Source organism: Armatimonadota bacterium (genome assembly GCA_031459855.1).
Classification (GTDB): Bacteria; Sysuimicrobiota; Sysuimicrobiia; order Sysuimicrobiales; family Humicultoraceae; genus Fervidifonticultor; species Fervidifonticultor primus.
Genome location: JAVKHP010000001.1, coordinates 1,487,490 through 1,500,221 on the forward strand (window position 1 = coordinate 1,487,490; position 12,732 = coordinate 1,500,221).

Sequence of the window (12,732 nt, forward strand, 5' to 3'; positions counted from 1 at the left end):
CGCCCGCCCCCGCCCACTGCGGCTATCGGATGAGTCCGAGGTCGCGCAGGACGCCCTGGGTCGTGGCCAGGTCGCGGTCGAGGAACTGCCGCAAGCGCTCGCCCGTCAGGACGAACGGCTCCCAGCGCGTCTCCTGCAGGATCCTGGCCCAGGTGCGGCTGCCGAGCATCTTCGCGAACGTGTCCTCCCAGAACTTCACCACATCGGCGGGTGTCTCGGGCGGCATGTAGAACCCGCGCCAGTTGGCGAACACGAAGTCCACGCCCTGCTCGCGCGCGGTGGGGATGGTCCGGAGCGCGCCGCCCAGACGCTGCGGCGCCGTCACGGCCAGCACCCGGATCTGCCCGGCCTCGATGTTCGCCAGGGTCTCCGAGAGGCTGCTGGACAGCACGGTGGTGGTCCCGCCCAGGATCGACGCCATGGCGGCGGCCCCGTCGCCGAACGGCACGTAGCGCACCTTCGTCACGTCGACGCCGACCAGCCCGGCGAGCTGCGCGAAGGTCAGGTGGTCCAGCGCCCCGGGTGCCGACCCGCCGCCCACCGTGATCGCGCCCGGGTCGCGCTTGAACACCTCGAGCAGCGTCTTGAGGCTGTTGAACGCCGAGTCCTTGCGGACCGCGATCACCTGGAAGTCGGCGGTGATGGCGATGATCGGCGTCACGTCGCGGTAGGTGTAGGGCACGGCGCGCCGGGCCAGGGTGCCGGTGAGGGCCGAGCCCATCACGGCCAGCACATGGGTGTCGCCGCGGCGGCGCGTCACCATGTGGGCGATCCCGACCGCGCCGCTGCCGCCCGGCATGTTGATCACCGAGATCGGCACCGTCACCAGGCGCTCTTCGGTCAGCGCCTTGGCGGTCATGCGCGCGGTGGTGTCCCAGCCGCCGCCGGGGCCGGCCGGGGCGATGAACTCCAGGGCCTTGCTGGGGTACGCGGGCCCGGCGCCACCGTGCGCGAGGCCTGCGAGCAGCACGAACGCTGCCACCAGGACGGCTGTTCGTCTCATCGGTGTCACCTCCGGATGCTTCCTGGCTTCTCCCTGGCGTACGAGTCTTCCTACGCGCACCCTGCGCGTACCTGCGCCCCACGCGCCCGGCCCCCGGCGTGCCGCAGCGGTGCGCCCCTGTCCCCCGCGCGGCCCACGGCCGTTCCTGTTCCCTGACCCCGCTGTTGTCCCGCCGCGCCGGCGCCCGGCCTACCCACCGTGGGGCTCCTCGCCGACCCTCCGCTGGCCGCCATCGTTGCCGACGGCCGACCTACTCGCCGTGGGGCGCCCCTGGCCGCACCAGCAGCGGGGTGACCTCCCGGACGGACGCGTACTGGTCGAGCGTCCACAACGCCCGCAGCGCCGCGTCGGTCCGCGGGCCCAGCACCGGCTGGGCCAGGTGCCGGAACTTCTCCTCGAGCTGCGCGTCGCTCAACGGGTTGCGTGCGTGGCCCGGCGGGAAGTCCACGCGCGCCGTCCACGTGCGCCCCGACCGCTCATACACCTCCACGACCGTGGGGATGCCGCGCGGATAGGCCGCGGTCAACGCTGGGTCCTCGACCACCTCGGTGCGCGCCATGAGCTGGCGGACATCCTCGCGCTGGATGCGCGCCGGCGCGAACTGGCGCGCGGTCACCTCGCCGTCCAGGAGGGCCGCCGCCACCAGGTAGGGCATGCTGTGGTCGGCCGTCTCGCGCGTCGTCGGCGCCCATTTCTCGGGCTCGCCGCCGATGATCTCGACCGCCACCCGGAACGTGCGGATGACCACCCGGTCGATCGCCTCGGGCCGCAGCCCCTGCTGGCGCAGGTCGAGGGCCGCCGCGATCGCAGCCTGCGAGTGGTACTCGGCCGGCCAGTACTTGATGTCGGTCTCCAGGAGCTTGAAGGTGGCCGGCGGCGGGGGCGTAGCGTCTGCGGGCCTGCCGCCTTCCTCTTCCCATCGCAGCTCGTTCTCCGAGGGCTCGGGCGCCTCGCCCGCCATGGGCGGAATGGCAAGCGGGCCCGAGACCTGGGCCATGAAGCCCCGGCGTCCCTCGAAGACCGGCGACGGTCCGGTGATGCCCTCCGTCGCCAGGTAGGCGGCGAAGACGGCGTTGTGGCTGGCGCCGCCGTAGGCCGCGCCCTTCCACATCGACAGGTGCCCGACGCGGGTCTGGCGCAGGTTGATCCCCGTGGTGGCGGCGATGTTGATCGCCTGCTCGATGGCGTCGACGTCGCCCCCCAGCAGGCGGGCGGCGCCCGCAGCCACGGCGATCCCGCCGTAGGTCACGTGGTCCCAGCCGCGGTCACGGATGCTGCTGGCGTCGGCCAGCCGGCAGACGATCTCGTAGGCCGCGACCAGCGCGGCGAGCAGGTCGCGGCCGGTGGCCCCGGCGTCCTCGGCCGCAGCCAGCAGCCCGGCCAGGTTGTCCGACGGGTGCAGGGCTTCCCTGGACAGGTAGGTGTCGTTGTAGTCGAGGTAGCGCACCATGTACCCGTTCACGAAGGCAGCCACGTCGGGCGCCGTGCGCTCGCCCCACGCCAGCACCGTGGCCCCGCCGGACGGGCTCAGCCGGCCGGCCGCGCGTCGGGCCGCCGCGATGGGCGGCTCGGCGGCCGCGCCCAGGGCGCACGCCACGGCGTCGATCACCCGGCGCTTGGCCTCGTGGATCACCTGGGCGGGAAGGGCCTCGTAGGCCAGGCCCGCCATGTACGCGGCGAAGCGGCGGGCCAGCGTCACGGGCCGGTGCCCCTGTACGGCTGGCGGGCGGCAGCCGCGCCGCCGGGTCGGGCACAGCGCTGGGTGTGCCTGCGTGCCGACCTCACCGCATGGCCTCCCCGCGGGCGGATATTGCCCCGTAGCGGCGTTCCCGCTCCTCCCATGCGGGCAGGTCCACGAGCCGGTCGCGTTCCGCGAACGAGGCAAGCCGGTCGCCCATGCCCGTGGCCGTGCCCGTGGTGCGCACCAGGGCGGCAGCTTCCTGCATGGCGGCGATGGCCGCCCGCTGCAGGTCGGAGGGCACGATCATGATGCGGTACCCCATGGCCTCCAGGCGCGCGGGTGGCACCAGAGGGGTCTTGCCGCCCGCGAACATGTTCACCAGCAGCGGTGCTGCCACGGCGCGCGCGATGCGTTCGAGCTCGTCTTCCGATTCGGGGGCCTCCACGAAGAGCACGTCGGCGCCGGCCTCGGCGTAGCGGTTGGCGCGTTCGATCGCGGCCGCAAGCCCCAGCACCGCCCGGGCGTCGGTGCGGGCGATGATCACCAGGTCGGGGTCGCGCCGGGCATCGAGCGCGGCGCGCAGCTTGCCCACGAACTCGTCGGTGGAAACCAGCTGCTTGCCCGCGTAGTGCCCGCACTTCTTGGGCGTCACCTGGTCCTCCAGGTGCAGGGCGGCCACGCCCGCCCGCTCGAACTCCCGCACCGTGCGGACGACGTTGAGGGCGTTGCCGTAGCCCGCGTCGGCGTCGGCGATCACGGGCAGCGGCGTGGCGTCGGTGATCTCGCGGACCCGGGCCAGCACCTCGGACAGGCCCAGCAGGCCCAGGTCGGGCAGGCCCGCGCTGCGCGCGATGGCGCCGCCGCTGGCGTAGAGCGCCTCGAACCCGGCCTCGGTGGCGATGCGTGCCGACAGCCCGTCGAAGACCCCCGGGGCGATCAGCAGGCCCCCGGCCCGCAGCCGCTCGCGCAGCCGGCGGGCTGGTGAGGGCGCGGTGTGGGACATCGTCGGGGCCTCCCGGAACGTCAGGGTGTCGTGCAGTCTGCAGCATACGGGATTCCCCGCGGCCTGGCAACGCGGGTACAATGAAAGGACGATGCCCAACCGCCTGATCGGCGAAACGAGTCCCTACCTCCTGCAGCACGCCCACAACCCCGTCGACTGGTACCCCTGGGGTGAAGAGGCGTTGCGCCGGGCGCGGGAGGAGGACAAGCCCATCTTCCTCAGCATCGGCTACGCCGCGTGCCACTGGTGCCACGTGATGGAGCGCGAGTCGTTCGAGGACCCCGCGGTGGCGCGCCTGATGAACGAGCACTTCGTCAACGTCAAGGTCGACCGCGAGGAGCGCCCCGACCTCGACGACATCTACATGCAGGCGGTCGTCGCCCTCACCGGGCACGGGGGCTGGCCGATGAGCGTCTTCCTCACGCCTGACGGCGTCCCGTTCTACGGCGGCACCTACTTCCCGCCCGAGCCGCGGCACGGCCTGCCGTCGTTCCGACAGGTGCTCGAAGCCATCGCGGCCGCCTGGCGCCACCGGCGCGACGAGGTGCTGCGCGGCGGCCAGGCCCTGCTGGAGGTGCTGCGTCGGAGCAGCGCGCCGCCGCAGGCCGACAGCACCCTGCGCCCGGCCACGCTGGATGCCGCCTTCGCGCAGCTGGAGCGGCAGTTCGACCTGGCCCACGGCGGCTGGGGCGGCGCGCCCAAGTTCCCCCAGCCCATGGCCCTGGAGTTCCTGCTGCGGACCTACGTGCGCACGGGCGAGGAGAGCGCGCGCCGCATGGCCGAGCGCACCCTGGAGAAGATGGCGCGCGGGGGCATCTACGACCACCTGGGCGGCGGGTTCCACCGGTACGCGGTCGACGCCCTCTGGCGCGTGCCCCACTTCGAGAAGATGCTCTACGACAACGCGCAGCTGGCGCGCGTCTACGTGCAGGCCTGGCAGGCGACCCGGCGCCCCCTCTACCGCGCGGTCGCCGAGGAGACGGCGGACTTCCTGCTGCGCGAGATGCAGGACCCCGCTGGCGGCTTCTACAGCAGCCTCGACGCCGACAGCGAGGGCGAAGAGGGGAAGTTCTACGTCTGGACGCGCCAGGAGCTCCGCGCGGTGCTGGGCGAGGACGCCCCGCTCTTCGAGGACGCCTACGGTGTCACCGCCGAGGGGAACTTCGAGGGGCGGTGCGTGCTGTACCGGGCGCGCGAGCCCGACGTGCTGGCCGAGCGCTGGGGTGCGGACGCCGACGTGCTGGAGGCGCGGTTGGCCGCGGCCCGGCGCCGGCTGCTGGCCGTGCGCGCCGCGCGCGTGCGGCCGGGGTGCGACGACAAGGTGCTGGCGGCGTGGAACGGCCTCGCGATCGGCGCCCTGGCCGACGCGGCGCGGGTGCTGGGGCGCGACGACTACCGTGAGGCCGCCGCGCGCGCTGCGGCGTTCGTGCTGGAGGCGATGCGCACGCCCCAGGGCCGCCTGCGGCGCTCGTGGCGCCAGGGCGTGGCCAGGGGCGAGGCCTTCCTGGAAGACTACGCGAACCTCGCCGACGGGCTGCTGGCGCTCTACGAGGCCACGTTCGAGGGCCGCTGGTTCGTCGAGGCACAGCGGCTGGCCGAGGTGATGCTCTCCGGCTACCGCGATCCCGCCGGCGGCTTCTTCGACGTGGCCGACGACCACGAGGCGCTGGTCGTGCGGCCCAAGAGCCTGCAGGACACCGCCACGCCATCGGGCGGCGCCGCGGCCGCCGGGGCACTGCTGCGTCTGGCCGCGCTGACCGGCGAGGGACGCTACCGCGACCTGGCCGAGGAGGCCCTGCGCGCGGTCCAGCCGCTGGCCGCCACCTATCCGACCGCGTTCGCCCGCTGGCTGTGCGCGCTCGACTTCGCGCTCGCCCCGCCCCGCGAGGTGGCCCTGGTCGGCGACCCCGCCAGCGCCGACACGCGGGCGCTGCTCGACGTGCTCTGGGGCGCGTACCGACCCAACCAGGTCGTCGCTCTGGCGCGGCCGGGCGAGGTGCCCGTGGTGCCGCTCCTGGAAGGGCGCACGGCGCAGGACGGTAAGGCCACGGCGTTCGTCTGCGAGCGGTTCGCCTGCCGGTTGCCGGTCACCGACCCCGCGGCCCTGGCCGCCCAGCTGGGCTGACGGCGGGGCGCTTGCCTAGCGGCTCAGAAATTGACGGCCTTGAAGTAGTTCACCCGTCCGTACTTGTAGTACGTGCCCACTCCGGGAACGGCGTCGGTGTTCTGCTCGATGCGCGTCCGCACGCACGATGCGGTGGTGCACGTGTTGCGCGCCAGCGCGCGCGCCCACACCAACCCCGCCAGCCCGGCCACGTGCGGCGTGGCCATGGAGGTGCCGCCCCACGCCTCGTACCCGTTGTTGAGCACCGTGGACAGGATCCCAACCCCCGGCGCGACCACGTCGACCCAGCTGGCCCCGTAGTTGGAGAACCAGGCCTTGGTGTCGTTCTGGTCGCTGGCGGCCACCGCGATGCAGCGGTCGTAGGCCGCGGGGTAGAGCTTCCAGTTCATGCCGTCGTTGCCCGCGGCGCAGGCCAGCACCGCGCCCTTGTTCCAGGCGTAGTTCACCGCGTTCTTGAGGGTGTTCGACGGCCAGTAGCCGCCCAGGCTGATGTTGATGCACCAGGCGCCCTGGTCGGCCGACCAGGTGATGCCGTTGGCCACGGCAGCGTAGGTGCCCGACCCGGACGCGCTCAGCACCTTGGCCGCGACGAGGGCCACCGACCAGTTGGCCCCGACGCCGCCCGTGCCGTTGTTCGCCAGCGCGGCCACGGTGCCGGCGACGTGCGTGCCGTGGCCGTTGTCGTCGGAGGCGTTGTTGTCGTTGTTCACGAAGTCGCGCTGGGCCGCAAGCCCCGGCAGGTCCTCGTGGGGTCCCACGCCGGTGTCGACGATGGCGCAGCGCACCGTCTCCGACCCGGTGGTGAGGTCCCAGGCCTGCGGCGCGCTGACCTTGGGCCAGGCCCACTGCTGGCTGTACAGCGGATCGCTCGGCGTACCAACGGCGTGCGCGATGCCGTTGGGCTCCGCGTACTCCACCAGCGGGTGGCGCGAGAGCATCTGCACCGTGCGCTCCACCGTCCCCGCGGGGATCTTGAAGACGTGGACCCCCAGCGCGTCCACGCTGCCGCCGACGCTGGCGCCGATGGAGCGCGCGAACACCTGCGGGTTGACGCTCACGTCCGCGCGGAACTTCACCAGGATCTCGTCGGGAACGAACGGCTGGGACGGGCCGGGTGTGCGGGGCGCGGCAGGCGCGCCCTGGCCGCCCCCGAGGATCGCGACGAGCAGCACGGCCACCGTACACACTACCAGCAGTCCGCGACGCATGATCGCCCCCCCTGTCCGTGGCCGAGATGCTGCCGCGACGGCGACAGCCCCGACCGGGATCCCCGAGTGCGGGTCCGTAACAATGATCGAACCACTGTGCGGGGGTTCTGTCAACGGCAGTTTGCCGGCAGTTTGGGGAAGTGCCGATCGCACGTGGCAGGGCATCGGTGGACGCTTTGTCCACGGCGGTTCGCCGGCGGCTCGGGGGAGGGCTTGCGGCGTCTGGCAGAGGTCAGCAACAGGTGGGCAGCTGGCGATCGGCTTCAGACTGCTGCGGTAGAGGCCCGCAGTGCGGCGTCCGTTAGGGGCCAGCAACAGGTGGGGGCAGGGTAGAATACAGGGCAGGCGCTCAAGCACTCGCAGGCGCGCGTGGCAGGAGGCAGCCGCCTGATGCTGCACTCGGTGCCAGGCGGCATGGAGGGCTCGACGATACGACCGGTTGCGGGCAGGCAGCAGCGATCTGGCGCGTCCAGCGCGGCGCAGGGCACTGCGCTCGTGGCCGTGCTCGTCGTCCTGCTGCTGGCGACGGCGCTCGCAGGGTCGGCCGCGTGGCTGTTGCAGCGCCAGCAGGCTCGGGCCGGCACCCGCTACCGCTCGGCTGCCGCCCTGGCCGCGGCCGAGGCCGGCGTCCACCGGGCGCTGGCGGTCCTGGAGTCGGTGGCGCCCGACGGCTGGTCGCCGGGCGCCCTCTGGCGACCGAGCGGGCACGTCGAGCACCACCGCGTCGGGGCCCTGGATGCGCGCTCGATCGTGAGCATCACCGACGAGGCCGACGGGGCCCTGCTCGTCACGGCCACCGGTGAGGCCGGGGGTACCGCCAGGCGCATACGCGCGCGCGTCTACCTGGCGTCGCCGGCCCTGCTGGTGGGCCTCTACGCCACCAGCCTCGTACGCCTGGAGGAGCCCCCAGCCGCGACCGTCGTGCTTCCCTACGGGCACGGCATTGGGGATCGCCCGTGGGTCCACGTCGCCGCGGGCGAGGGCGTGTGGTTTGCGACGGGCAGCGTGTCCATCAACGACCCGTCGGTGCGCCTTCCGATCGGCCCGGGCCCGGTCGACCCGCCCGGCGCGCCGCCCGAAGCGCCCCGCGCGGGGCCCGTGCGCCTGCTGCTGGCGCGCCGCGCCCAGCTGACACTGGGATGGGACCGGCAGCCGGTCGAGCTGGCGTTCCTGCGCGCGGCGGGCATCCACGTGGAGGGCGTGGTCTACCGCGACGAGGCGTTGCCCGCGCTGCCGCAGGTCGATCGTGCCTACTACCGCGCCCGCGCCGCGGCCAACCACCTGAATGCGCCCGTGCACCGGGCCGCGGGCGTGTTCCTGGGCGACCGCGCCCTGACCGACAAGCTCGACAGCGTTTACACGCCCGAGGAACTGCGACAGGTGCTGCGCTACTTCCGGAAGAGCGGTGCGCCACCGCGGCTGGCTGGCATCGTCTACGTGCGGGGCGGGGTCGAGCTGGTGGATCGCGCGCGGCTCGTCGTCATCGACGGCGCGCTGGTCGCCGAAAGTACCGTGCACCTCATCGAGGAGGCCGTCCTCGAGATCCTGCACTCGCCCGCCACGCGCACCTGGCCGGGCCTGGTGGTGCTCGACGACGGTGCCCTGCTGCTGGCCCAGGGCGCGCGCCTGCGGGTGCACGGCCTCGTCTACGTCAGCCGCCTGGTCGACGCGGGCGACGGCGTGACGGTCGATGTCGTGGGCGCGGTGCTGGCGGGCGATCCACGCCACAGCGTGCGCAACCGCGCGGCGACAGTGGTGATCCGCTACGATCCTGCCGTGATGGGCACCCCGGGCCTCCGCTGGACGCCCGGCGGGGCCCCGGTCGTCTGGGTGGCCGCCTGGGAGGAACTCCCGTAGCGCCAGACCGGCGACTGCGGAGCCGAGGCGTGGTGGGCCGACGCTTTAACCTCACCCGCCGGCCGGGCGGCCGGAGACCGCGGGCGCGAAGGTATCGAGGATGCGCTGGATCTGGTGGCGGGCAGCCGGCCGTAGCAGCGGCAGCTGCACGCCGGCGTCCCGGTAGGCCGCAATGCGCCGCGCCACGTCGTCGGCCGTCCCGCACGCGGTGAGCTCCTCGATGTAGGCCCGGGGGAGGGCGCGGGCCAGCGCCTCGGGGCCGCCCTGCTCGAAGGCCGCCCGAAAGGCCGGCAGGTCGTCCTCACGGATGACCGGCTCGCCCACCGCCGTGCGGACGCGGGCGTTGTACGCCATGCGCCGGGGGTGGAACTTGCTCGCCACCTCCCAGCGGATGGCCTCGATGGCGGCCTCGCGCGTCTCCTCCAGCGAGGTCGGCACGATGGCCGCCACCTCGAACTGCGCCCAGTCCCGCCCGGCCGCCTCGGCCGCCTGCCGCACGATGCGCAGCGCGTTGGCCGCGTAGCCCGGTGAGGTGACGGCGTTCAACAGCACGCCGTCGCCGATCTCGCCAGCCAGGCGCAGGCGCCGCGTCGCACCGGCGAACGCGGCGAGCGCGCTCACGGAGTCGCGCACGAGGTTGATCGTTTCGGAGAAGAAGCCCAGCTCGTACCCGCGGGCGTCGGCGTACTGCATCCAGGAGGCCATCTCCTGGACGCGCATCGTCGGATCGTACCCCAGGGCGAAACCGATGCGCATCGTCCGCGGCGCGCCTAGATCAGGTCCTGTCCGTCCCACCGCACGAACCGGCCGGCGGCGACGATGCCGTCGATGCGCTGCTGCTCGCCCGGGGCCAGCACCCGCAGGTCCTGGAGCGGGTCGCCGTCGACCACCAGCAGGTCGGCGGCCAGCCCCGGTCGGACCGCGCCCGTCACGCGCTCCAGACCCAGCGCCCGGGCGGCCTCGGACGTGGCCGCGGCCAGGACCTCGCGTGGACTGTACCCGCAGGCGGCCAGCATCAGCATCTCGACGCCCACCGACCCGTGGCAGAACAGCGCGTTGCCGCCGGCATCGGTGCCCGTCGCGACCCGCACGCCATGGGCACGCGCGATGCGCATGCGCTCGTGCACCCGCGGCACCACGAACCCCATCGCCTCGAGCTCGCGCTGGCGCGCGGCCTGCGCCGGGGGCACGGCCTGGCGCTCGCGCGCCTGGTCCAGGAAGTGGTGCACCGCCAGCGTCGGCACCAGCCACGTGCCCTGCGCGGCCATGCGGGCCGCCAGCGCGTCGTCCAGGAAGGTGCCGTGCTCGAGGGTGTCGACGCCGGCCTCCAGCGCGATCTCGATGCCGGCGCGCGCGTGGGCGTGGGCGGCCACCCGACGGCCCCACCGGTGGGCCTCGTCGACCGCCGCCCGCACCTCCTCCAGCCGGTACTGGGGTAGCCGCGGGTCCTGGCCGGGCGAGGCCAGGCCGCCGGTCACGCCCATGACCTTGATCCAGTCGACCCCCTGGGCCACGTGCTCGCGCACCGCCCGGCGCACGCCCTCCTCGCCGTCGGCCTGCAGGCAGCGCCAGTGCACGTGCCCGCCCGTGGGCGTGATCCCCAGGCCGGCGGCGACGATCCGCGGCCCGACCACCAGCCCCGCGGCCACCGCTTCCCGGAGGTGCACGTCGAGGTAGGCGCGGCACCCCAGCACGCGCACCGTGGTGATGCCGGCCAGCAGCGTGCGGCGTGCGGCCTCGACGGTGCGCAACGCGTGCAGCCCTTCGGGTTCGTGCAGGCGCCGCGAGGTGGGATAGTCGCCGTAGGGCAGGGGCTCGCCCCCGACCAGGTGGGTGTGGGCGTCGATCAGGCCCGGCATCACCGTCTTGCCGCCCACGTCGAAGCGCACGGTGTACTCCGACGGCACCGCCAGCCCGGCGGCGGCCGCGACGATCCGCCCGTCCTCGACGAGGATGGTGGCACCGGCCACGTCGCCGCCCTCCCCGTCCAGCAGGCGGGCGCCGGTGAGCGCGAAGCGCGGTGGCGCCATCATCGGGAGCCGGGGTGCGCACCGCGCGGTGCTGGCGGCAATGCACGGTTGGCGCGCCGGCCGCCATCTCTCGCGATCTCCGGGCAGCCCTGCCCCGTCACGGCACGCAAACCAGGTGCATCCACGCCAGTGGCAGGGCGGAGAGGGGCTTCGTCGTCCGCGACCTTCGTCACGGCACGCTGACCAGGTGCATCCACTGCAGGGCGTCGCGGATGCCGAGGTCGGGGTAGCCCTGCACCCGCTTGTTCATCGCCAGGATCTCGGTCTGGTAGTAGATCCACACCACCGGCACGTCCTGGTAGATGAGCTCCTGCAGCTTGTGGTAGAGCTCGACGCGTCTGCGGCGGTCGATCGTCTGCCGGGCCGCGGCCATCAGCCGGTCCACCTCGGGGTTGGAGTAGCCGTAGTGGTTGTTGACGCCGCCCGTGGTGTACTCGGGGGTCTTGTCGGGGTCGGGCGGGGTGATGCGCCAGCCGGTGCGGGCGTCGTAGTCGCCCGGCAGGGCGTTGCCGCGCCGGATGTAGACCGACCACTCCTCCGCGGTGAGCTTCACGTCGGCGCCCAGTTGCCTCCACGCCTGCTGCGTGACCAGGGCCATCTGCTCCCGCACCGGGTTCCCGCGGTCGACCATCAGCTCGAACGCCAGCCGCCGCCCGTCCTTGGCCAGCACGCCGTCGGGCCCCGGACGGAACCCCGCCTCGGCCAGCAGCTGCCGGGCTTTGGTGACGTCGAAGGGGTAGGGCTTGAGGGCTGTGTTGACGAACGGGCCGAAGGCGTTGGCGTAGGCCCCGGCGGCGAGCGGCGCCGTGCCCTTGAGGATCTGCCGCACCATCAGCTCGCGGTTGAGCCCGTACATCAGGGCCTGCCGCACCAGGCGCTCGCTGAACGGCCAGCGGGTGTTGTTGAGGGCGATGTAGAAGGCGCTGGGCAGTTCGGTGATCTTGAACTGCAGGTGCGGCACCCGCTCCAGCGCCTCCTTGTGCACCGCCTCCACCACCGCCAGGTCCAGCTCGCCTGTGCGCAGCTGCGCCACGACCGTGTTGATGTCGGGGATCACCTTGAACACGATGCTCTTCAGCTTGGGCGCGCCCCCGTAGTAGTCCGGGTTGGCCTCCACGGTGATGTGCGAACCCTTCACCGCCTCCTTGTAGCGGAACGGGCCGGTGCCCACCGGGCGCTGCGCGAAGTCGCTCAGGTCGTTGAGGTCCTTGCCCTCCAGCAGGTGCTTGGGCGCGATGGGGATGTTCCAGGCCAGCACGATGGGCAGCGAGGGGTAGGGCGCGTCGAACTCCATGCGCACCGTGTAGTCGTCGAGGGCGTCCACCTGGCGCAGCCCGCGCAGCGTGCTGCGGAATAGGGCGCGCACCCGGGGGTTGACGATGTTCTCGTAGGTGAACTTCACGTCGGCGGCGGTGAACGGCCGTCCGTCGTGCCACCGCACCCCGCGCTTCAACTTGAACACCCAGACGCGGCCGTCTTCTGCCGCCACCCACGACGTGGCCAGGTCGCCCACCGGCTGCAGGTCACCGGGCCGGTAGCGCGTCAGCGTGCTGAAGACCACCTTGGCGACCATCGTCGTGGGCAGCTGCTGGGGCAGGGTGAACGGGTTCAGGGTCACGTCGCCGATGATGGCGATGCGCAGCACCCCCGCGGGCGCCTGGGCCAGCGCCGGCGGGCCGCCGGCGAGCCCGCCGGCCAGGGCCGCGGCCACCACGGCGACGACCGTCGCAGTCAGCACTCGTCGCATGCGCACTCTCCTCCTTTCGGGATCACATCGTCGACCTGGCGTTCCCTGTGCCTCCGGTGCGCGACCCACCCGGTGACC

The 12,732-nt window shown here is 73.2% G+C and carries 9 protein-coding genes; 2 read left to right on the plus strand and 7 right to left on the minus strand.

Features of this window, described 5'->3' with window-relative positions; translation table 11 throughout:
- Window positions 1-22 precede the first annotated feature (22 nt).
- The 3 genes from QN157_06770 to QN157_06780 all read right to left on the minus strand — a co-directional run bounded on the left by QN157_06770 (window position 23) and on the right by QN157_06780 (window position 3,687).
- Window positions 23-1,003, minus strand: coding sequence for a tripartite tricarboxylate transporter substrate-binding protein (locus QN157_06770; protein MDR7555295.1), 981 nt, complete (start codon window positions 1,001-1,003; stop codon window positions 23-25).
- 250 nt (window positions 1,004-1,253) lie between these two features.
- Entirely contained in the window at window positions 1,254-2,702 is a 1,449-nt protein-coding gene (locus QN157_06775) for an MmgE/PrpD family protein (GenBank protein ID MDR7555296.1), read from the minus strand.
- Window positions 2,703-2,784: 82 nt separating this feature from the next.
- Window positions 2,785-3,687, minus strand: coding sequence for an oxaloacetate decarboxylase (locus tag QN157_06780; protein ID MDR7555297.1), 903 nt, complete (start codon window positions 3,685-3,687; stop codon window positions 2,785-2,787).
- Window positions 3,688-3,778: 91 nt separating this feature from the next.
- Between QN157_06780 and QN157_06785 the strand changes: the two genes are divergently transcribed.
- Window positions 3,779-5,812: a thioredoxin domain-containing protein gene (locus QN157_06785; GenBank protein MDR7555298.1), complete on the plus strand. Its 2,034-nt coding sequence runs from the start codon at window positions 3,779-3,781 to the stop codon at window positions 5,810-5,812.
- Window positions 5,813-5,835: 23 nt separating this feature from the next.
- On the opposite strand, the gene QN157_06790 is transcribed toward QN157_06785, so the two are convergent.
- Window positions 5,836-7,020 (minus strand): S8 family peptidase, encoded by a 1,185-nt coding sequence (locus QN157_06790; protein MDR7555299.1) that lies wholly within the window; start codon window positions 7,018-7,020, stop codon window positions 5,836-5,838.
- A gap of 390 nt (window positions 7,021-7,410) precedes the next feature.
- On the opposite strand from QN157_06790, the gene QN157_06795 reads away from it, so the two are divergent.
- Window positions 7,411-8,877 (plus strand): hypothetical protein, encoded by a 1,467-nt coding sequence (locus QN157_06795; GenBank protein ID MDR7555300.1) that lies wholly within the window; start codon window positions 7,411-7,413, stop codon window positions 8,875-8,877.
- A gap of 51 nt (window positions 8,878-8,928) precedes the next feature.
- On the opposite strand, the gene QN157_06800 is transcribed toward QN157_06795, so the two are convergent.
- The 3 genes from QN157_06800 to QN157_06810 form a co-directional block, all read right to left on the minus strand.
- The gene (locus QN157_06800; GenBank protein ID MDR7555301.1) at window positions 8,929-9,633 is read right to left on the minus strand and encodes an LLM class flavin-dependent oxidoreductase; all 705 of its coding nucleotides are present in this window, start codon (window positions 9,631-9,633) and stop codon (window positions 8,929-8,931) included.
- A gap of 14 nt (window positions 9,634-9,647) precedes the next feature.
- Window positions 9,648-10,910, minus strand: a complete 1,263-nt coding sequence (locus QN157_06805) for an amidohydrolase family protein (protein MDR7555302.1) — start codon at window positions 10,908-10,910, stop codon at window positions 9,648-9,650.
- 166 nt (window positions 10,911-11,076) lie between these two features.
- A complete protein-coding gene (locus QN157_06810; GenBank protein MDR7555303.1) occupies window positions 11,077-12,654 on the minus strand; it encodes an ABC transporter substrate-binding protein in 1,578 nt (525 codons plus the stop codon).
- Window positions 12,655-12,732: the final 78 nt, after the last annotated feature.